The 20,474-nt window shown below is 60.1% G+C and carries 17 protein-coding genes; 7 read left to right on the top strand and 10 right to left on the bottom strand.

What is annotated here, in order from left to right:
- Nucleotides 1-72: 72 nt before the first annotated feature.
- From KGA82_RS23635 to KGA82_RS23605, 7 genes are all read right to left on the bottom strand, one after another.
- Nucleotides 73-1,221, bottom strand: coding sequence for an iron-containing alcohol dehydrogenase (locus tag KGA82_RS23635; RefSeq protein WP_223416347.1), 1,149 nt, complete (start codon nucleotides 1,219-1,221; stop codon nucleotides 73-75).
- Between the two features lie 217 nt (nucleotides 1,222-1,438).
- Nucleotides 1,439-2,263, bottom strand: a complete 825-nt coding sequence (locus tag KGA82_RS23630) for an ABC transporter permease (protein WP_008027084.1) — start codon at nucleotides 2,261-2,263, stop codon at nucleotides 1,439-1,441.
- A gap of 13 nt (nucleotides 2,264-2,276) precedes the next feature.
- Entirely contained in the window at nucleotides 2,277-3,524 is a 1,248-nt protein-coding gene (locus KGA82_RS23625) for an ABC transporter permease (RefSeq protein WP_008027082.1), read from the bottom strand.
- Between the two features lie 206 nt (nucleotides 3,525-3,730).
- On the bottom strand, nucleotides 3,731-4,774 hold the full coding sequence (locus tag KGA82_RS23620; RefSeq protein ID WP_008035977.1) for an ABC transporter substrate-binding protein: 1,044 nt from the start codon (nucleotides 4,772-4,774) through the stop codon (nucleotides 3,731-3,733).
- 44 nt (nucleotides 4,775-4,818) lie between these two features.
- Nucleotides 4,819-5,943 (bottom strand): ABC transporter ATP-binding protein, encoded by a 1,125-nt coding sequence (locus KGA82_RS23615; RefSeq protein WP_008027079.1) that lies wholly within the window; start codon nucleotides 5,941-5,943, stop codon nucleotides 4,819-4,821.
- Between the two features lie 337 nt (nucleotides 5,944-6,280).
- The gene (locus KGA82_RS23610) at nucleotides 6,281-6,910 is read right to left on the bottom strand and encodes a response regulator transcription factor (RefSeq protein WP_003210977.1); all 630 of its coding nucleotides are present in this window, start codon (nucleotides 6,908-6,910) and stop codon (nucleotides 6,281-6,283) included.
- Nucleotides 6,911-6,981: 71 nt separating this feature from the next.
- Nucleotides 6,982-9,378 carry a PAS domain S-box protein gene (locus tag KGA82_RS23605; RefSeq protein ID WP_223452646.1) on the bottom strand — a complete coding sequence of 799 codons (2,397 nt, stop codon included), beginning with the start codon at nucleotides 9,376-9,378 and terminating at the stop codon, nucleotides 6,982-6,984.
- A 73-nt stretch (nucleotides 9,379-9,451) separates the two neighbouring features.
- On the opposite strand from KGA82_RS23605, the gene KGA82_RS23600 reads away from it, so the two are divergent.
- On the top strand, nucleotides 9,452-10,444 hold the full coding sequence (locus tag KGA82_RS23600) for an alpha/beta hydrolase family protein (protein WP_223452645.1): 993 nt from the start codon (nucleotides 9,452-9,454) through the stop codon (nucleotides 10,442-10,444).
- Between the two features lie 127 nt (nucleotides 10,445-10,571).
- Here the strand turns inward: KGA82_RS23600 and KGA82_RS23595 are convergent, their stop codons facing one another.
- From KGA82_RS23595 to KGA82_RS23585, 3 genes are read right to left on the bottom strand one after another with little or no spacing between them, the layout of a single operon-like run.
- Complete coding sequence (locus tag KGA82_RS23595; RefSeq protein WP_008035968.1) at nucleotides 10,572-11,339, bottom strand: TerB family tellurite resistance protein; 768 nt, start codon at nucleotides 11,337-11,339, stop codon at nucleotides 10,572-10,574.
- A 1-nt stretch (nucleotide 11,340) separates the two neighbouring features.
- Nucleotides 11,341-12,012 carry an N-acetylmuramate alpha-1-phosphate uridylyltransferase MurU gene (murU, locus tag KGA82_RS23590; protein ID WP_223415943.1) on the bottom strand — a complete coding sequence of 224 codons (672 nt, stop codon included), beginning with the start codon at nucleotides 12,010-12,012 and terminating at the stop codon, nucleotides 11,341-11,343.
- Nucleotides 12,009-13,028 (bottom strand): aminoglycoside phosphotransferase family protein, encoded by a 1,020-nt coding sequence (locus KGA82_RS23585; protein WP_223436290.1) that lies wholly within the window; start codon nucleotides 13,026-13,028, stop codon nucleotides 12,009-12,011. Before KGA82_RS23585 ends, murU begins: the two co-directional genes overlap by 4 nt.
- Nucleotides 13,029-13,158: 130 nt before the next feature.
- Between KGA82_RS23585 and KGA82_RS23580 the strand changes: the two genes are divergently transcribed.
- The 6 genes from KGA82_RS23580 (at nucleotide 13,159) to KGA82_RS23555 (ending at nucleotide 20,443) form a co-directional block, all read left to right on the top strand.
- Nucleotides 13,159-15,957, top strand: coding sequence for an LPS-assembly protein LptD (locus tag KGA82_RS23580; protein WP_223452644.1), 2,799 nt, complete (start codon nucleotides 13,159-13,161; stop codon nucleotides 15,955-15,957).
- Nucleotides 15,938-17,254: a peptidylprolyl isomerase SurA gene (surA, locus tag KGA82_RS23575; RefSeq protein ID WP_192229280.1), complete on the top strand. Its 1,317-nt coding sequence runs from the start codon at nucleotides 15,938-15,940 to the stop codon at nucleotides 17,252-17,254. Before KGA82_RS23580 ends, surA begins: the two co-directional genes overlap by 20 nt.
- A complete protein-coding gene (pdxA, locus tag KGA82_RS23570; protein WP_223452643.1) occupies nucleotides 17,251-18,240 on the top strand; it encodes a 4-hydroxythreonine-4-phosphate dehydrogenase PdxA in 990 nt (329 codons plus the stop codon). Before surA ends, pdxA begins: the two co-directional genes overlap by 4 nt.
- Complete coding sequence (rsmA, locus tag KGA82_RS23565) at nucleotides 18,237-19,055, top strand: 16S rRNA (adenine(1518)-N(6)/adenine(1519)-N(6))-dimethyltransferase RsmA (RefSeq protein ID WP_008027060.1); 819 nt, start codon at nucleotides 18,237-18,239, stop codon at nucleotides 19,053-19,055. Before pdxA ends, rsmA begins: the two co-directional genes overlap by 4 nt.
- Before the next feature lie 123 nt (nucleotides 19,056-19,178).
- Entirely contained in the window at nucleotides 19,179-19,559 is a 381-nt protein-coding gene (apaG, locus tag KGA82_RS23560) for a Co2+/Mg2+ efflux protein ApaG (protein WP_008027059.1), read from the top strand.
- Entirely contained in the window at nucleotides 19,559-20,443 is an 885-nt protein-coding gene (locus tag KGA82_RS23555) for a symmetrical bis(5'-nucleosyl)-tetraphosphatase (RefSeq protein WP_223452642.1), read from the top strand. Before apaG ends, KGA82_RS23555 begins: the two co-directional genes overlap by 1 nt.
- Nucleotides 20,444-20,474: the final 31 nt, after the last annotated feature.

Below are 20,474 nucleotides of genomic sequence, written 5' to 3'. Positions count from 1 at the left end.
TTTTCTGAGCAGAATCACGATGGCGCGCATTGTATACCTCATGCTTTGACGCGCGCACCGTAAGGACGATGATCAGTAGGCCGCGCGGTAGATCTTCTCGATATCAATCGCACTCAATTTGCGTGGATTGTTGCGCATCAGCCGCTCGATACCCGCGGCTTCCAGGGCCAAGGCCGGAATCGCATCCTCTGGAACACCGAAACTGCGCAGGCCCGACGGGATTTCTACCGCTGCGCACAACGCAGTCATCGCCTCGACGGCCTTGTCCGCAGCGTCATTGGCGCTCAGATGAGCGGTCTTCACGCCCATGGCTTCGGCAATATCCTGCATGCGCTCGACGCAGGCCATCTTGTTCCAGGTCATGACGTACGGCAGCAACAAGGCGTTGCTGACGCCGTGGGCGATGTTGAAACGTCCGCCCAGCGGATACGCCAGCGCATGCACCGCGCCGACCCCGGCATTGCCGAACGCCATGCCGGCCATCAGGCTGGCGGTGGCCATGTCTTCACGCGCCTGCAGATTGGAGGGGTTGGCGTAGGCCTTGGGTAACGCCTGGGTGATCAACTTGATCGCGCCGATGGCCAGCGCGTCGGTGATCGCTGAAGCATTGAGGGACAAATAGGATTCGATGGCGTGCACCAGCGCATCGACGCCACTGGCGGCGGTGACACTGCGCGGGCAGGTCAGGGTCATTTGCGGGCTGACCAGCGCCACGTCCGGCAACAGATAGTCGCTGATGATGCCCTTTTTCAGCTGCGCGACCTTGTCGGAGAGGATCGCGACGTTGGTCACTTCCGAGCCGGTGCCGGCGGTCGTCGGGATGGCGATCAGCGGCGGGCCCTTGCGCGGCACCTGGTCGATGCCGAACAGATCCTCCAGCGCGCCGTGATAACCGGCATACGCTGCAACACTTTTGGCGATGTCGATCGCGCTGCCGCCGCCCAGGCCGATCAGCCCGTCGTGCCCGCCTTCGCGGTAAACACGCATGCAGTCTTCGACGATGGCGATTTCCGGGTCTGGCAGTACACGGTCGAAAATCTCGTAGCTACGGTCCCCCAACTGCGCGAGCGCCAGCTCCACCGTGCCGGATTTGACCAGCGCGGCGTCGGTGACGATCAGCGGGTTGTCGATGTCCAGGCGCGTGAGCTCGGCGGACAGTTGCTCGATGGCAGCTGCGCCGGTGATCAGTTTGTGTGCGATTTTGAAAGAGGAAAGACTCATCGTGCGCAGCCTCTTATAGATAGGGGAGCTGGGCACAATAGTAGCTGGGGATTGGGGTTTGTCTGCTATTCAGCGCGTGAATGACCGAACATGGGAACAACACAAATCTAATGTAGGAGCGAAGCTTGCTCGCGAAGGGGCCATCTCAGTCAACATCGATGCTGACTGTTCTGGCCTCTTCGCGAGCAAGCTTCGCTCCTACAAAATCAAAAGCTGATCAGACCTGGGCGGTGCGCAGTTTTTCGCTGCGGCCACGCAGCCATTCCAGGGTCAGCAGCAGGATCACCGAGAAGGCGATCAGCAGCGTTGCCGCGGCGGCAATCGTCGGGCTGAGGTTTTCGCGGATACCGCTGAACATCTGCCGTGGCAAGGTCGCTTGCTCGGGACCGGCGAGGAACAACGTCACCACCACTTCATCGAACGAGGTCGCGAAGGCAAACAGCGCACCGGAGATCACACCTGGCGCAATCAGCGGCAAGGTCACGCGGCGGAACGCGGTCAGCGGCGAAGCACCGAGGCTGGCAGCGGCGCGCACCAGGTTGTGGTTAAACCCCTGCAACGTTGCCGACACCGTGATGATCACAAACGGCACACCCAACACCGCGTGCACCACGATCAACGAGAAGAAGCTGTTGCCCAGGCCCAGCGGTGCAAAGAACAGGTAACTCGCGACACCGATGATCACCACCGGCACAACCATCGGCGAAATCACCAACGCCATCACCAGCGCCTTGCCCGGGAAGTCGCCCCGAGTCAGGCCAATCGCCGCCAGCGTACCGAACACCATCGCCAGCACGGTCGCCGCCGGGGCGACGATGATGCTGTTCTTCAGTGCACGCATCCATTCCGCCGAGGCGAAGAAGTCCTGATACCAATGCAGCGAAAAGCCTTGCAGCGGATACACCAGGAAACTGCCCGAGTTGAACGACAACGGGATGATCACCAACACCGGCAGAATCAGGAACAGCAAAATCAAGCCGCAGAGAATCCGCAAGCTGTAGAACCACACCCGTTCGATGGGCGACATGTAAGGACTCAGCATTTCGATTCTCCCCTTAGCTCAGGCGCAGGCGACTGGCGCCCACCAGCCAGCTGTAAATCAGATAAAGCACCACGGTCGCCAACAGCAGCAGCCCACCGAGTGCGGTCGCCATGCCCCAGTTGATGCTGGTGTTGGTGTAGAAGGCGACGAAGTAACTGACCATCTGATCGTTCGGGCTGCCCAGCAAGGCCGGGGTGATGTAGTAGCCGATGGCGAGGATGAACACCAACAGGCAACCGGCGCCGACACCGGCATAGGTCTGCGGGAAGTACACCCGCCAGAAACTGGCGAACGGGTGGCAGCCGAGGGAAATCGCGGCGCGCATGTAGGTCGGCGAGATGCCTTTCATCACGCTGTAGATCGGCAGGATCATGAACGGCAGCAGGATGTGCACCATCGAGATATAAACCCCGGTACGGTTGAACACCAGCTCCAGCGGCTTATCGATGATGCCCATGGCCATCAGGCCGCTGTTGATCAGCCCGCCCGATTGCAGCAATACGATCCACGCGGCAACGCGCACCAGAATCGAGGTCCAGAACGGCAGCAGCACCAGGATCATCAGCAGGTTGCTTTGACGCGACGGCAGATTCGCCAGCAGGTAAGCCAACGGATAGGCGAGCACCAGGCAAATGGCGGTGATGATCAGGCCCATCCAGAAGGTGCGGGCGAAGATGTCGAGGTAAATCGCCTGATCGGGCGTGGCCGGGGCGATTTCGCCGAGGTCGTCGATGCGGTGATCGACCGCTGCCAGCAAGTAGTACGGCGTGATGTTGCTGGTGTTGCGGCGCACCGCTTGCCAGTAGGCCGGGTCGCCCCAACGCTCGTCGAGCCCTTCCAGCGCGTCTTTATAAGAAGCCGGTTCGGTAGCGAACGGCAAGGCGCGGGCGGTTTTGGTCAGCAGGCTGCGATAGCCGGCCAATTCCATGTTCAAGCGCTTGGACAGGTCGCCCAAGGTCTGATTCTTGCGCGCTTCAGCGAGGTCTTCGCTGGCCGCTTTGTAAACCGGTTCAGCGGGCAGGCCACGGCCGTCCCAGCTGGCGATGGCCGCCACGGTGCGCGGCATGCCGCCGACCACTTCCGGGTTACCAACGCTTTTGTAGAGCAGCGCCACGATGGGCACCAGGAACACCAGCAACAGAAACAGCACCAATGGCGCGATCAAGGCCTGGGCCTTCCAGCGGTTGATCCGCTCGGCGTGCTTGAGCCGCTGCTTCAAGGTGGGGTCAGTGCCCGCGTTCAGGGGAATGGCGGTGGCCATGGCGTACTCCGGAAATCTTTGATCGTTACAGAGGCGGCATCCATTGACCGCGAGGCCGCCTCTGTTCTTGATAACTACACATCCCCCCCGTAGGAGCGAAGCTTGCTCGCGAAGGCAGCGTGTCAGTCAACATTGATGTTGAATGTGCTGACGTCTTCGCGGGCGAGCCTCGCTCCTACGGGAGTCGATAAGCCCACGGGGTGGTCTTATTTCGCAGCCCAGGAATTGAAGCGCTGCTCCAGTTGCTCGCCGTTGTCAGCCCAGAAGCTGACGTCGATCTGCACTTGGTTGGCGATGTTTTCCGGGGTGGTCGGCATGTCTTTCAGGACGTCCTTGGACAACAGCGGTACGGCCTGGGTGTTGGCCGGGCCGTAGGCGATGTTTTCCGAGTAGGTCTTCTGCTGCTGTGGCGCCACCGAGTACGCGATGAATTTCTTCGCCGCTTCAGCACGTGCCTTGTCCAGGCCTTTTGGAATAGCCCATGCGTCGAAGTCGTAGATACCGCCGTTCCACACGACTTTCAGGTTGCTTTCTTTCTGCACGGCAGCGATCCGGCCGTTGTAGGCCGAGCTCATGACCACGTCACCGGAAGCGAGGTATTGCGGCGGTTGTGCACCGGCTTCCCACCACTGGATGTTTGGTTTCAGCTCATCGAGCTTCTTGAACGCGCGGTCCTGACCGTCTTTGCCGGCCAGCACTTTGTAGACATCTTTCGGCGCAACGCCGTCGGCCATCAGTGCGAATTCCAGGGTGTACTTGGCGCCTTTACGCAGGCCGCGCTTGCCCGGGAATTTCTTGGTGTCCCAGAAATCCACCCAACTGGTGGGTGCGGAGGCCAGCTTGTCGGCGTTGTAGGCCAACACGGTCGACCACACGAAGAAACCTACGCCGCAAGGCTGGATAGCGCCTTTGACGTAGTCTTCGGTCTTGCCGAACAGCGCCGGGTCGAGTTGCTCGAACATGTCTTCGTCGCAACCGCGGGACAGTTCTGGCGACTCAACTTCCACCAGGTCCCAGGACACGCTCTTGGTGTCGACCATGGCTTTGACCTTGGCCATCTCGCCGTTGTACTCGCCCGCTACGATCTTGCCGTTACCCGCCGCTTCCCACGGTGCGTAGAAGGCTTTGACCTGCGCGGCCTTGTTCGCCCCGCCAAAGGACACCACGGTCAGGTCCGGGCCCGCCGCCATCGCGTGTGCCGCACCGATCATGCCCATGACCAGGGCGGTGAATTTCAGGGATCTCAACATTTATTGTTCTCTCCACGTGCAGGGTTGGTTGAAGCAGGGGGCGATCAGTTCGCCTCTAGAAGTGGGTCGAGCGCGCGAACGTGTTCGACCTCCCAGCCAAGCGGTACCACGTCGCCGACAGCAAGCCCGGGATCGAGCTCGGCAATCGGTTGTTTCACGAAGAAGTCGGTCTTGCCGCAGACTTCCAGGCGAACCCGGACGTGGTCGCCCAGATAGATGAATTCCGCCACCCTCCCTGAGAAGCGGTTGACACAGGACTCGCTCGAACCATTGAGGCTCACGCGTTCCGGACGAATCGACAGCGTGACGGGTTCGCCGGTCTTGCCGACATTGACCGCCAGCGCTTCAACCTTTTCACCGCGACCGAGTTCGACGATGCAACGATCGCCGGTCTGGCTGTGCAGGCGGCCGTTGAGACGGTTGTTCTCGCCGATGAAGTTGGCGACGAAGGTGTTTTTCGGTTCTTCGTAGAGGCTGCGTGGAGGGGCGATCTGCTGGATTTCGCCCTGATGGAACACCGCCACGCGGTCGGACATGGTCAGGGCTTCGCCCTGGTCGTGGGTCACGTAGACCACGGTCACGCCGAGGCGCTGGTGCAGATGCTTGATCTCCATCTGCATGTGTTCGCGCAGTTGTTTGTCGAGTGCGCCGAGGGGTTCGTCCATCAGTACCAGTTGCGGCTCGAACACCAGTGCACGGGCCAGGGCCACACGCTGTTGCTGACCACCGGACAGTTGCGCCGGATAACGCTGGGCGAAGGTCTCGAGCTGAACCATGCTCAGGACACGTTTGACCCGGTCGCTGACATCGCTCTTGTTCAAGCCGCGCACGGTCAGCGGGAACGCGAGGTTCTCGGCGACGGTCATGTGCGGGAACAATGCATAGTTCTGGAACACCATGCCGATGTCGCGCTTGTGCGGCGGAACGTTGTTGATGGCGCGCCCGGCCAGGAGGATTTCACCGGCGGTCGGGGTTTCGAAACCGGCGAGCATCATCAGGCTGGTGGTTTTGCCGGAACCGGATGGCCCGAGCAACGTGAGGAACTCGCCTTTGCGAATGTCCAGGTTGAGGTCTTTGACGATCAGGTTCTCGCCGTCGTAGCTCTTTTGCACTCCACGAAAGCTGACCAGAATGTCATTGGCCCCTGCGCTTGAATCGACCTGGCTCATACCCACACCTTTGTTATTGATGACTGCTGTGGACTAAGCCTAGTGGACGCTGGGGAGCACGCAAATCGGGGCGCAGGAGAGAATCGCCTCAGCCGGATGGAAGGTTGAGGGTAGGGATTGCCCTACAAGGATGGCGGGAATGGGTATGTCGTTTCGGGATGGGGGCAGGTGGTGAGCTGCGAGCCTTACGGAGCGGCTATAGCGGTTTTAAAGGCATGTCGCAAATGGATATGCCACAACGTTTCGTAGGAGCGAGGCTTGCCCGCGAAGGCGATCTTACTGACGCTAAAAGCTTCGCGGGCAAGCCTCGCTCCTACAGGATCCGTGGTGAATCGTGTTAGAGCAGCTTGTGTTCCATGGCGTACTTCACCAGTTCAGCCAGGGACGTGATGTTGAGTTTCTGCATCAGCCGCGCCTTGTGGGTGCTGATGGTTTTGCTGCTCAGGGCCAGTTGCTGGGCGATGTCGTTGACGTTGGCGCCCTGGGCCAGGCGTTCGAACACCGAGAATTCGCGCTCCGAGAGCAACGAATGCAGCGGCCGCGAATCGGTCAGGCCGACTTCGAAAACCATGCGGTCGGCCAGGTCCGGGTCGATGTATCGACCGCCCGCCGCGACCTTGCGAATTGCCGTCAGCAGCAGCGCCGGGTCGCTGTCCTTGGTTGCATAACCCGCCGCGCCGACTTTCAACGCCCGGGCAGCCATTTGCGCTTCGTCGTGCATCGACAACACCAGGATCGCCGGTGGATTGTTCAGTGCGCGAATCCGCGGAATCGCTTCCAGGCCATTGACGCCCGGCATCGAGATGTCCAGCAACACCACTTCGCAAGGCACATGACGCAAGGTTTCGAGCAACTGCTCGCCATTGCTCGCCTCGCCCACCACCAGCAAGTCCTTGGCCAGGCCGATCAGTTGTTTAATGCCTTCGCGAACGATGGTGTGGTCTTCGGCTACCAGTACACGGATCACGGTCTTTCTCCAGATTCAAGATCATTCGCGAGCAGGCTCGCGAAGGCGTCAGTAAAACCAACACAAATTCTTCAGGCCTCATCCAAAGGTACGCGCACACTCAACGTTGTACCCTCCCCCGGCTCACTTTCAAGCGACAGTTCCCCGCCCATGATCAACACCCGCTCGCGCATGCCCACAACCCCAAAGGATGTTGGCCGGCCAGTAGCGGCGACAAATCCTACGCCATCATCGCTGACAGTCAGACACAACTCGTCGCCCTCAAGCGTCAATGTCAGTTCAACAGTATGCGCCTGGGCATGCCGCATGACATTGGTCAGCGCTTCCTGAAGGATCCGGAACAAGCCGATCGCCTTGGCATCGCTGAGCACCGGCAAGTTCTCCGGCACTTGCACCAGACACGGAATCTGCGTGCGCGCCTCGAAACGCCGGGCCTGCCATTCGATGGCCGAAGCAATACCGGCATCGAGAATTGGCGGCCGCAACGCCGTGGCCACATCGCGCACCAGTTGGAACAGCTGAGCGATCAAGCGCTTCATGCTGTTCAAACGTTCATTCAGACCTGGGTCGAGCTGGGCGTAGGCCAGTTCGCACATGGACGTTTCCAGTTTCAACACGGTCAACATCTGACCCAACTCGTCGTGAACTTCCCTGGCGATGCGCGCCTTTTCCTCTTCTCTCACGCTCTCCAGGTGTGCGGACAATTCACGCAATTGCTCACGGGAGCTGGCCAGTTCCAGCTCGATGCGTTTGCTCTCGCTGATGTCCCAGACGATGCCGTCCCAGACATAGGTGCCGTCATCGAGGCGACGCGTGATGGCCTTGATCTCGGCCCAGCGCTGATCGCCCTGGCGCGTGAGAATCCGCCCTTGCCACGACCAGTCACTGTCAGTGTCCAGCGCATGATCCTGCGTCTGGTGGTAACTGGCCTTGTCATCCGGATGCACCAGGCTGCGCAGGCCTTTGTCGCGGTGGGCCAAGGTAGTGGGGGAATAACCGACCAGGCTCTCGCTGCCCTCGCTGATGTAGGCAAAGTCGATCTGCCCTGTCACCGGAGCCCGCTCCAGGCGAAAGACCAATCCCGGTACGTTGGCAGCGATCCCTTGCAGCCGCGCCTCGCTTTCCTGCAACGCGGCCAGCGCACGACGACGCTCGGTGACGTCGTTGAGGTAGACCACCAGGTATTCGCCATCGCGAAAACGCAGGAAGCTCAACGACACATCCGTCGGCAGAATGCTGCCATCGGCTCGCAGGCAATTGGTTTCAAAGCTGAGCGGCCCTTCTTCGCTGGCGCGGGCGCGTTTCCACAGGTTCAGCCAGCGGTCCATGTGCAGACCCGGTTCAAAGTCGATCAACGGCCGATCGATGATGCCACCCGACGGATAGCCGAGCATGGTTTCCGCGGCGCGGTTGGCGTAGCGCACATGGCTGTCCCAGTTGACCCAGAGAATGCCGACGGTGCTTTGGTCGATGGAAAACTGGGTGAGACGCAATGCTTCTTCGCTGGCGGCACGCAAGGCAATGTCTTCCCGTGCTACCAACAACCGTTGCTCAAGACTGTGTTGCTGCCGACGCTGCCAGACCACGATCGCCATGCAGCTCAACATCAACACCGCCAACAGCAGGCAGAGGTTCTGCCAGAAACCCGGCGACTCGGTCAGTCGCGGGTATTTGGCTTGCAACCATTGGTTGTGCAGTTGCTCCAGGTCCTTGGCGGGGATCGCCCGCAGCGCGCTTTCGATGATGCCGGCGAGTTCCGGCCAGTCCCGCCGTGTAGCCACGCGCAGCAGTTGCGGCAGGCCAATATCACCGACCACCACCAACCCGGCAAACTCCGGTTCGACAGACAAACGCCCGAATTGCGCTTCGTCGACCACGGCATAACTGGCCTGCTGACTCAACAACAGTTGCAGTGCCTGACGCTCGATCGGCACGCCCTGGAGGTTCAAGTGCGGGTAATTGCTGCGCAGGTAATCGGCGGTGGCGCTGGGCATGCGTACGGCGACGCGGGTCTGGCTATCGAGCTTTTCCAGCTCGACCACGCCGGCGCCCTTCTGGTCGCTGACCACCAGTTGCGGCACCCGCATGTATGGATCGGAAAACTGCCACAGGCGCAGGCCGCCGGGGGTTTGCGCCAACCCTGGGGCGATGTCGATTTCACCTTCGCGTGCGGCGGCTTCCAGTTGCGCAAGGTCGGGATAGTTACGCCAGCTCAGCTCGACCTTGAGCGCTTTGGCCAGCCATTTCATCAGCTCGACGTTAACCCCGGACAACCGCTGCAAACGGCGATCGTATTGCGCATAGGGCACTTGCAACACCAGTCCGACGCGTAATTCATTATGTTGCGCGAGCCATTGCTGTTGGCTCGCAGACAACTGCGCGACGTGCTCCGGTGGCGCAGGCGCCGCCCAGCCCATCAAGGGAAACCACAAACAGCCGATAACCCACAGACAGCAAAAACGCATCATTGAAATCTCACACACTGACAAATACTGACCAACCCATTAGGCTGCCGGAACCACTTCTGGCCTGGAATATCCGATGCCCCCTGTCTACCGCCTGGCACTGCCAGCATTGTGCCTGTCGCTGATCCTGCCTTGCGCCTTTTCCGTCGAGGCCGCAGACCCGGCACCGGCCGCCGCGGAAAAATCCGCAGACGAAAAACCGGTCGAACGTCAGCCGCTGCTTGAGCGTAGTCAGGAAGAAGCGGCAGCACTTGAGCGAAAAATTCCCGCTCAGGAACAGCAACAACTCCAGGCCGGCAGCGACACGTTTCTGGCCTTGTGGAAACCGGCCAATACCGCTGACCCCAAGGGTGCGGTGATTATCATCCCGGGCGCGGGCGAAACCGTTGACTGGCCGCAGGCAATCGGCCCGTTGCGGCGCCAATTGCCGGACGCCGAGTGGAGCAGCCTGAGTATCACCTTGCCAGACGTGCAAAGCGATGCCATTGCGCCACGTATTGTTGAAGTAACGCCATCGCCCAAAGCACCTGATGCCGGCAGCAAGGACTCGACCACGGCGGCACCCATCGAGCAGGCGGCGGGCGGTGAAGCGGAGGTGGCCGACAAGGCCATTGCTGAAACCAGCGATGAACAGGTCAAAGCCGACGCCGAACGAATTTTCGCACGCATCGATGCGGCTGTTGCCTACGCCGAACAGCAGAGCGCTCGCAGCATCGTGGTGCTGGGTCATGGCACCGGCGCTTACTGGGCCGCGCGTTATCTGAGCGAGAGGCAGCCCTCGCAAGTCGAGAAGTTCGCGATGGTCGCTGCGCAGACGCCCGTGGCAGCGAAACCTGGCTTGGCTGAACTGACGCCGACACTAAAACTGCCCACCGCCGACATCTTCTATAAGGACAAGCCGCTGGACCGCAACGCGGCTCTGGAACGCTTGCAGGCCAGCAAGCGCTTGAAAGGTTCGGCGTTCAGTCAGGTATCGCTCAAGGCGTTGCCGGGTGACTCGAAAGCAGAGCAGGAGCAGTTGGTTCGCCGGGTGCGGGGCTGGTTGAATCCTCAGGCTGCGGCGGACTGATAGACCGAGTCGCGCCCTTCGCGGGCAAGCCTCGCTCCTACAGGTTTATGTCGTTTGCAATTTTTGTGATTGACTAAATCCTGTAGGAGCGAGGCTTGCCCGCGAAGGCGTCATCACTGACGACGCATCACTTGAAATCCCGCCGCTGACGAATCAACGTATAGGCGTTATGCAATTCGCGCGTCTTGTCCGTTGCCTCGCGCACCTGCAACGCCGTCGCACCGCTGCCGGCAATTTTGTCCGGATGATGACGACTCAACAGGCGCCGATAGGCGCGTTTGATCTGCGCCGGTTCGGTGGTGGCAGACACACCCAACAGCGACAACGCTTCCTGATAAGTGATGGCAGTGCCGGCCGACGATTGCTTGTGCGGCTCATAGTCAGACGCCAGCGCCTGCACCTGATACGACGTCCAGCCCAGCCATTTACCCCATTGGCGAATCAGTTCGCGCTCGGCATGCCCGGCACGACCATCGGCCCAGACCATTCGCCAACAGGCGCGTAATACGCCTTCCGCCGCATGGGGTTGCTCACTCAAGCGTCGCAGATAACCGCGCAACCGGTCACGGCCCGACTTGCCGCGGTTGAACGCGGCAATCGCCCGACGCTTGGCCGACTCGGACATGTCCAGTGCCTGCATTTCCAGGCGCGCCTGCTGGATATGTCCGTCTACCACTCGCCCATCGCATTTGGCCAGCCGTCCCAGCAATACGAACAGCAGCTCATCGTTGCGCAGCACCGGCCTGCCACCGAGCTTTTCACGCAAATGCCCCCACGAATGCAATTGCAGGTGCCGATCCAGCGCCTGCCCCAATAAAGCGCCGAGCAAGGCCCCCGGAATGCTGGCAATGGCAAAGCCCGCTCCGGCTCCAATCAGAGTCCCTGGCCACAGCATCTCAGCGACTCGCTTCAATCAGAGTTTCAACTTCCGCCAGACGCTCGTGAGTTCCGACATCCACCCACCGTCCGCTCAGCCGCTCACCCGAGACTTGCCCATCGGCCATGGCCGTGCGCAGCAGCGGCGCAAGCTTGAACGCCCCGGCGGTGTGCCCGTCGAACAGCTGCGGATGCAACACTGCAATGCCGCTGTAAGTCAGGGTCGGCGAATCTGCCTGGCCATCGTGCACTTGCCCGTCGACCAGCGTGAAATCGCCTGCCGGGTGGTGGCTCGGGTTATCCGCCAACACCAGATGCGCCAGGCCACTGATGGGTTGATGCAAAACGCTGAAGTCATAGTCGGTCCAGATATCACCGTTGACCACCACAAACGCCTCATCACCCAACAACGGCAATGCGCGGAAAATCCCGCCACCGGTCTCCAGCGGTTCACCTTCGGGCGAGTACTGGATGCTCACGCCATAACGCGAGCCATCGCCCAGATAGTCTTCGATCTGCTGTCCCAGCCAGGCGTGGTTGATCACGATTTCGGTAAACCCGGCAGCAGCCAGCGCGCGCAGGTGATACTCGATCAGCGGCACCCCGCCAGCGCGGACCAGCGGTTTTGGCGTGGTCAGGGTCAGCGGGCGCATGCGCTCGCCTTTACCCGCAGCCAGAATCATTGCCTTCATGCATTCACTCCAGCACGCAGACTCAGCAGCAACACATCCAGTTCCGCCAGTTCAGGACGGCGGGCGATCACTGCTTCTATATAAGCAAAGAAGCGCGGCACGTCGGCGAGGTAACGCGGCTTGCCATCGCGATGGCAGATGCGGGCGAAGATACCAATGACTTTCAGGTGACGCTGCACGCCCATCAGGTCGCTGGCGCGCAAGAAGTCTTCGAAGTCTGGCTGGACGGGAATGCCGAGGGCGCCTGCCTGCTGCCAGTAATCTTGCAGCCAACCGTGCACTCGCTCCTCGGGCCAGCTCAGGAACGCGTCCTTGAACAGGCACGTCACGTCATAGGTCACCGGGCCATAGACCGCATCCTGGAAATCCAGCACGCCGGGATTCGGCTCGCTGAGCATCAGGTTGCGCGGCATGTAGTCGCGATGCACCAGGACTTTCGGTTGCGCCAGGGCGCTGTCGATCAGCAGCTGCGACACGTTCTGCCAGAGCATTTGCTGCGCAGCGTCGAACTCTATGCCCAACTCACGCTTCACAAACCACTCGGGGAACAATTCCAGCTCGCGACGCAACAGCGCCACGTCATAACTCGGCAGCGGAGCAACCATCGGCAACTGCTGAAAAGCCAACAGAGCCTGCAAGGCATCCTTGAACAAATCGTCGGCATTTTCGCTGTCGATAACGTCCAGATAGGTCTTGTTGCCCAGGTCATTGAGCAAAAGAAAACCGCGTTCGAGGTCTTCGGCATAAATTTTCGGCACATTTATTCCGGATTTCGCCAGCAAAAAAGCGATATCCACGAAGGGTTTGCAGTTTTCCTGGGGCGGCGGCGCGTCCATTACGACGAAACTTTTGCCGCCGCCTTCCCAACGAAAATAGCGCCGAAAACTCGCATCACTGCTGGCCGCGGTCAACGTGGCCGGGGGTACGGCGCCCCAACTCTGCTCTGCAAAGAGGGTCGCCAACTGCTCATCGAGCCAAACTTTCAGGTGTTGCAAACGTACATCTTGGTCAGGCATTGCAAGGGTCTCCGACGGCGCTAGCCGTCAAGCGGGTCATGCTTTATTATCCAGCATCTTTTTCAGACCATCGAGAGGCGTGCGGCCCACACCGCGGGCAGATGGCACGCAGGAAGCCCGGACTAATAAGATGGCATTGAAATCCCCCGCGTTTCGTAAAAAATTTCCGTTGTTGGTCACTGGCAGTCTGCTGGCCCTGCAACCTCTAGCCACTTCGTTCGTGGTCGCCGCGGAACAGTATGACTGCTCAGTCTCTGCTTCGGGTGCCTGGAACTGTGCGCCCAAGACGCCGGCGGCTGCATTGCCACCGCGTCCCATCCATGAGGGCAGCGCAGTCTCCGCAACCGGTGAAGCACCCGCCGAGAGCGGCGCCAGTGAAGACACCGGCACCAAGCCTGTGCTCGTCACCGAATCCAAAGGTCGCGCCCTCAAGTCCCGTAGCGCAGACTACAGTCACCTCGACTGGGTTCCGCGCGAGAATCTCACTGCAGCGCAATTGGCCGAAACCGGTCCTTACTGCTCTGGTTCCTATATCGAACCAATTCGTCCTGGCATGAATGACAAGACGAATAAAAGTGACGCCCCGACGTTTGTCGGTGCCAAGGCTTCTCGCTACAAGCAGGATGAACAGATCGCAACCCTGGCCGGTGACGTGGTCCTGCGTCAGGGCAGCATGCAGGCCGAAGCCGACGAAGCGAACCTCTACCAGGCCGAGAGCCGTGGCGAGCTGGACGGCAACGTACGCATTCGCGACAACGGCGCGCTGATCGTCGGCGACCACGCCGAAGTGCAGCTCGACACCGGCGAAGCCAAGGTCGACAACGCCGAATACGTGATGCACAAATCCCGCGTCCGCGGTAACGCGCTGTACGCCAAGCGTGCCGAAAACGCGATCATCCGCCTCAAGGATGGTACGTACACTACGTGCGAACCGAACAGCAACGCCTGGCAGCTCAAGGGCAACAACATCACCTTGAACCCGGCGACCGGTTTCGGTACCGCGACCAACGTGACGCTGCGGGTCAAGGACATTCCAGTCCTTTACACGCCATACATCTATTTCCCGATCGACGACCGTCGTCAGTCCGGCTTCCTGCCGCCAACCATTGGCACCGGCAGCGATACCGGCTTCCTGTTGGTCACCCCGTACTACTTCAACCTGGCGCCGAACTACGATGCCACGTTGTACCCGCGCTACATGAGCAAGCGCGGCCTGTTGATGGAAGGCGAGTTCCGCTACCTGACCAAGTCCACCGAAGGTCAGTTCGGCGCCGCTTATCTCAACGATGAAGACGACGAGCGCAAGCTGCAGACCGACTACGAAAAAACCCGCTACATGTACAACTGGCAGCACAAGGGCGGTCTCGATTCCCGCGTTCTGACTCAAGTTGATTACACAAAGATCAGCGATCCGTATTACTTCCAGGATCTGCAGACCGATCAGTTGGGTGTGAAAACTTCCGACTACGTGAATCAGCAGGCCGCGGTCACTTATCGCGGAGAGAGCTATACCGCCCGCCTCAACGCCCAGGCCTATCAATTGGCCACCGTATCGAACATCACGCCGTACGACCGCTTGCCGCAGCTCACTTTCGCCGGTCAGCTGCCGATTCATCCGAGCGGTCTGGATTTCGACTACGAGACAGAAATCGTACGCTTTGAGCGCGACCTGGAAAAAGGGCAGTTTTCCGATGAAAACGGCAACCTGTCGCCTCGCCTGGACACCAACGTGGCAGGTCTGGCTCGTGCCAACGGCAATCGCCTGAACCTCAAGCCAGGCGTGAGCCTGCCGCTTGATTGGACGTATGGTTTCGTCAAGCCATCGCTCAAGTATCAATACACTCAGTACGACCTTGATCTTGATGGCACCGGCAAAAACGATCTCGTGACGAACCGCAATAACGCTTCGGCGCTTGGCGAGTCGTTCAGCAGCACGCAAAATCGCGGCGTTCCGATCGCCAGCGTCGACAGCGGCCTGTATTTCGATCGCAACACCAACTGGTTCGGCAAGGACTACCGCCAGACCCTGGAACCACGCCTGTTCTACCTGTATGTCCCTGAAGAAGATCAGAAGGACATTCCGGTCTTCGACACTGGCGAATACACCTTCAACTATTCGTCTCTGTTCCGCGACAACCGTTTCTCGGGTTCTGACCGCATCGGCGACGAGAACAAACTGTCGCTGGGCGTAACCAGCCGCTGGATCGAAGAAAACGGCTTTGAACGTCAACGCATCAGCGTCGGCCAGGCCTTGTACTTCAAGGATCGCGAAGTCCAGTTGCCGGGTATCGACGCAAAAACCCGCGAAGATGCACATTCCAATGTGTCCCCGTATGCACTGCAATACGAATACCGCTGGAACCGCGATTGGCGCACGACCGCCGACTATAACTGGGATCCGGACAGCCGCAGCCCTCGCTCGGGCAGTGCGATGTTCCACTACCAACCTGAAGATAACCCGAACAAGGTCATCAACGCCGGCTATCGCTATCGCAATGACCAGGTTCGCTACGACCAGAACACCGGTAAATGGTCGGTGGGCGGTGGTGACTACGGCACGCCGGGCACCCCGGGTTACGTGAAGGACTACTACAAGATCCAGCAGCACGACTTCTCGGTGATCTGGCCGATCGTGCCGCAATGGAACGCCATCAGCCGCTGGCAGTATGACTACAACCAGAACCGTACCCTGGAAGCCTTCGGTGGTTTCGAGTACGACAACTGCTGCTGGAAACTGCGCCTGATCAACCGTTACTGGGTTTCCTATGACGAATTCAGTCAGGAAGCTCCGCAAAACGAAAAAGGCGACCATGGCATCTTCCTCCAAATCGTTCTGAAAGGTCTCGGCGGCGTTGTTGGCCAAAAAGTAGAGAGCTTCCTCGACAAAGGCATCCAAGGTTATCGTGAACGTGAAGACCAAGCTTTCTGATTGTCTGCGCCCGCTGATGCTGGGCGCGCTGTTCCTGGGTACTGCGGCGAATGCCGCGGTACAGTCCATCGATAAAGTGGTGGCCATTGTCGACAACGATGTGGTCATGCAGAGCCAGCTGGACCAACGTGTTCATGAAGTTCAGCAAACCATCGCCAAACGCGGTTCTGCTGCGCCGCCGGCCAGCGTGCTGGATCAGCAGGTGCTCGAGCGCCTGATCGTCGAAAACCTGCAACTGCAGATCGGCGAACGCTCCGGCATTCGCATCACCGATGAAGAGCTGAATCAGGCGGTCGGCACCATTGCCCAGCGCAATAACATGTCGATCGATCAATTCCGCGCGGCCCTGACTCGTGATGGCCTGTCTTATGAAGACGCTCGCGAGCAGATTCGTCGTGAAATGATCATCAGCCGCGTGCGTCAACGCCGTGTGGCGGAGCGCATTCAAGTGTCCGAGCAGGAAGTGAAGAACTTCCTCGCTTCCGACCTTGGCAAAATGCAGCTGTCCGAAGAGTTCCGCTTGGCCAACATCCTGATTCCTACACCGGAAAGTGCTAATTCCGATGCGATTCAGAGTGCTGCCAAACAGGCCGACGCGGTTTACCAGCAGCTCAAGCAAGGCGCTGACTTCGCTCAGTTGGCAATTGCCAAATCCGCCAGCGAAACCGCACTGGAAGGCGGCGACATGGGCTGGCGTAAAGCCGCTCAATTGCCACCTCCGTTCGATCGCATGCTGAGCACCATGTCGGTCGGCGATGTCACCCAGCCGATGCGCACGCCGGGCGGCTTCATCATCCTGAAGATCCTCGACAAGCGCGGCGGCGAGACCCAGACCCGTGACGAAGTACACGTGCGTCATATCCTGGTCAAACCTAGCCCGATCCGCGACGAAGCAAAAACCAAGGCCCTGGCCCAATCGCTCTACACCCGTATCGAATCGGGCGAAGATTTCGGCGAACTGGCGAAAAGCTTCTCGGAAGACCCGGGTTCCGCCCTCAACGGCGGCGACCTGAACTGGATCGACCCGAATGCATTGGTGCCCGAGTTCCGCGAAGTGATGGCCAAGACCCCGCAAGGTCAGCTGTCCAAGCCGTTCCAGACCCAATATGGCTGGCACGTCCTGGAAGTCCTTGGCCGCCGCGCCACGGACAGCACCACCCAGGCCCGTGAGCAGCAAGCAATGACCGTACTGCGTAACCGCAAATACGACGAAGAGCTGCAAACCTGGCTGCGTCAGATCCGTGACGAAGCGTACGTAGAGATCAAACTCCCTGGTGCAGACCAGGCAGCGCAGTGAAACCCCAACGTTTCGCGCTGACACCCGGCGAACCGGCCGGCATAGGTCCTGACCTGTGCCTGCTGGTTGCCTCGCAAGCCCAGCCACATCCCCTGATTGCCATTACCAGCCGCGACCTGCTCCTTGAGCGGGCCGCGCAGCTGGGCGTGGTCGTTGATTTGCTGCCGGTGACCCCGGACAGCTGGCCGGATGTCCCAGCGCCAGCCAACAGCCTGTATGTCTGGGATACACCGCTCAATGCGCCGGTGACTGCCGGTCAACTCGACAAAGCCAATGCTGCTTTCGTTCTGGAAACCCTGACCCGCGCTGGTCAGGGCTGCCTGGATGGGCACTTCGCCGGCATGATCACCGCCCCTGTGCACAAGGGCGTGATCAACGAATCGGGTATCGCCTTTTCCGGGCATACAGAATTTCTCGCCGACCTGACGCAGACCACGCAAGTGGTGATGATGCTTGCTACCCGCGGATTGCGCGTGGCGCTGGTCACCACTCACCTGCCCCTTCGCGAGATTGCCGATGCAATCACACCGGAGCGTCTGGAGCGGGTCACGCGGATTCTGCATGCCGACCTGCAACAAAAATTCGGCATCGCCCAGCCGCGTATCCTGGTGTGCGGGCTCAATCCCCATGCCGGCGAAGGCGGACACCTGGGCCATGAAGAAATCGACATCATCGAACCTACATTAGAGCGCCTGCGTGACGAAGGCATGGACCTTCGCGGCCCCCTGCCCGCCGACACTCTGTTTACCCCCAAATATCTGGAGCACTGCGACGCGGTGCTGGCGATGTACCACGACCAGGGCTTGCCCGTGCTGAAATACAAAGGCTTCGGCGCAGCAGTCAACGTGACCCTCGGCTTGCCGATCATCCGCACGTCGGTCGACCACGGCACTGCCCTGGACCTGGCCGGCAGCGGCAAAATCGACACCGGCAGCCTGCAAGTCGCCCTGGAAACCGCCTACCAGATGGCCGAGACCCGTTTATGACCGAGCATTACCAACACAAGGCGCGCAAACGCTTTGGCCAGAACTTCCTGCACGATGCCGGCGTTATCGACCGCATCCTGCGCTCCATCCATGCCAAGCCCGAAGACCGCCTGCTGGAAATCGGTCCGGGCCAGGGTGCGCTGACCCAAGGCCTGCTGAACAGCGGTGCCCAGCTGGACGTAGTGGAGCTGGATAAAGACCTGATCCCGATCCTCAACCAGCAGTTCGCCGGCAAGAGCAATTTCAACCTGCACCAGGGCGATGCGCTGAAGTTCGACTTCAACAGCCTGAACGCCGCGCCGAACAGCCTGCGTGTGGTGGGCAACCTGCCGTACAACATCTCCACGCCGCTGATTTTCCACCTGCTGCACAACGCAGGCATCATTCGCGACATGCACTTCATGCTGCAGAAAGAAGTGGTCGAGCGTCTGGCGGCAGGCCCTGGCGGCGGTGACTGGGGTCGTCTGTCGATCATGGTTCAGTACCATTGTCGTGTAGAGCACCTGTTCAACGTTGGCCCCGGCGCATTCAACCCGCCGCCGAAAGTCGATTCTGCCATCGTGCGCCTGGTGCCTCACGCCGTACTGCCGCACCCGGCCAAGGATCACCGCTTGCTGGAGCGCGTCGTGCGCGAAGCCTTCAACCAGCGCCGCAAGACCCTGCGCAACACCCTCAAGTTGCTGCTGAGCAACGACGAAATCACCGCCGCCGGTGTCGACGGCAGCCTGCGCCCAGAGCAGCTCGATCTGGCAGCCTTCGTACGCTTGGCCGACAAACTCAGCGAACAAGTCCTACAGAAACCCGCCGCCGACTGACAGGCAACAAGCGTTATCGGGTAGGACACCAGCCCTCATGTCTGGTTTACTACCCGATACTTGGCCTAGACTGAATTCCATCAGCTACGCCCCGCGTCCCGCTTCGTTTTTAAGGCCTCTTGAATGTCCGATCCTCGTTATCAGGTCGACGTCAGCGTCGTCACCCGCTATCTGGCAGAACAATCGCAACCCGAGCAAAACCGCTTTGCCTTCGCTTACACCATCACCGTGCACAACAATGGCGAATTACCGGCCAAGCTGTTGTCGCGGCACTGGGTGATCACCGATGGTGACGGGCATGTCGAGGAGGTTCGCGGTGCCGGCGTGGTTGGCCAACAGCCGTTGATCAAGGCAGGCGAGAGCCATACCTATAGCAGTGGCACGGTGATGACGACCAAGGTCGGCAACATGCAAGGCAGCTATCAAATGATTGCCGAAGACGGCAAACACTTCGACGCCATCATCGCTCCATTCCGCCTGGCGGTGCCCGGAGCCCTGCACTGATGGCAACGTATGCCGTTGGCGACCTGCAAGGTTGCCTCGAACCGTTGAAATGCCTGCTCAAGCAAGTCGCCTTCGACCCTGCCCGGGACAAACTGTGGCTGGTGGGCGATCTGGTCAACCGTGGCCCGCAGTCGCTGGAAACCTTGCGCTTCCTCTATAGCATTCGCGAATCACTGGTGTGCGTGCTCGGCAACCACGATCTTCATCTGCTGGCCGCCGGGCATAACATCGAACGCCTGAAGAAAGCCGACACCCTGCGCGAGATTCTCGAAGCGCCGGATCGTGTGGAACTGCTGGAATGGGTGCGCCAGCAAAAGCTCATGCATTACGACGAGCAACGCAACATCGCCCTGGTCCACGCCGGCATCCCCCCGCAATGGTCGCTGCGCAAAGCCCTGAAGTGCGCCGCCGAAGTCGAAGAAGCCCTGCGCGACGACAATCGCTTCGCGCCTTATCTCGACGGCATGTACGGCAACGAACCGCTGAAATGGGACGGCGATCTCAAAGGCGTAACCCGCCTGCGCGTGATCACCAACTATTTCACCCGCATGCGTTTCTGCACCAGCGAAGGCAAACTCGACCTCAAGGGCAAGGAAGGCGTCGACACCGCACCGCCAGGTTACGCGCCGTGGTTCACTTACAAGGAGCGCAAGACCAGGGACGTGAAGATCATCTTCGGCCACTGGGCAGCGCTCGAAGGCCAGTGCAACGAACCGGGCATCTTCGCCCTCGACACCGGTTGCGTCTGGGGCGGGTCGATGACCCTGATGAACGTCGACACCCTTGAACGCCTTCAGTGCAAATGCGACGAGCATGGCCACACCTTCCTGCCGTCAGTCGCCTCCCCTATTTCCGAACAAACGCCAGCCAGCGCCCGGCGCTAGACTGCGCTTTCAGCCGAGCCACAGGAGCCCG

The sequence above is a fragment of the Pseudomonas sp. BF-RE-22 genome, from assembly GCF_019956155.1.
GTDB lineage: Bacteria > Pseudomonadota > Gammaproteobacteria > Pseudomonadales > Pseudomonadaceae > Aquipseudomonas > Aquipseudomonas migulae.
Note: the sequence above shows the minus strand (reverse complement) of the source record. Positions and strands in the feature narration are given on the sequence as shown.

Coding starts and splice junctions, on each gene's coding strand:
- KGA82_RS23635 (WP_223416347.1), bottom strand. CDS start 1,221: ATGAGTCTTTCCTCTTTCAAAATCGCACACAAACTGATCACCGGCGCA.
- KGA82_RS23630 (WP_008027084.1), bottom strand. CDS start 2,263: ATGCTGAGTCCTTACATGTCGCCCATCGAACGGGTGTGGTTCTACAGC.
- KGA82_RS23625 (WP_008027082.1), bottom strand. CDS start 3,524: ATGGCCACCGCCATTCCCCTGAACGCGGGCACTGACCCCACCTTGAAG.
- KGA82_RS23620 (WP_008035977.1), bottom strand. CDS start 4,774: ATGTTGAGATCCCTGAAATTCACCGCCCTGGTCATGGGCATGATCGGT.
- KGA82_RS23615 (WP_008027079.1), bottom strand. CDS start 5,943: ATGAGCCAGGTCGATTCAAGCGCAGGGGCCAATGACATTCTGGTCAGC.
- KGA82_RS23605 (WP_223452646.1), bottom strand. CDS start 9,378: ATGATGCGTTTTTGCTGTCTGTGGGTTATCGGCTGTTTGTGGTTTCCC.
- KGA82_RS23600 (WP_223452645.1), top strand. CDS start 9,452: ATGCCCCCTGTCTACCGCCTGGCACTGCCAGCATTGTGCCTGTCGCTG.
- KGA82_RS23595 (WP_008035968.1), bottom strand. CDS start 11,339: ATGCTGTGGCCAGGGACTCTGATTGGAGCCGGAGCGGGCTTTGCCATT.
- murU (WP_223415943.1), bottom strand. CDS start 12,012: ATGAAGGCAATGATTCTGGCTGCGGGTAAAGGCGAGCGCATGCGCCCG.
- KGA82_RS23585 (WP_223436290.1), bottom strand. CDS start 13,028: ATGCCTGACCAAGATGTACGTTTGCAACACCTGAAAGTTTGGCTCGAT.
- KGA82_RS23580 (WP_223452644.1), top strand. CDS start 13,159: ATGGCATTGAAATCCCCCGCGTTTCGTAAAAAATTTCCGTTGTTGGTC.
- rsmA (WP_008027060.1), top strand. CDS start 18,237: ATGACCGAGCATTACCAACACAAGGCGCGCAAACGCTTTGGCCAGAAC.
- apaG (WP_008027059.1), top strand. CDS start 19,179: ATGTCCGATCCTCGTTATCAGGTCGACGTCAGCGTCGTCACCCGCTAT.
- KGA82_RS23555 (WP_223452642.1), top strand. CDS start 19,559: ATGGCAACGTATGCCGTTGGCGACCTGCAAGGTTGCCTCGAACCGTTG.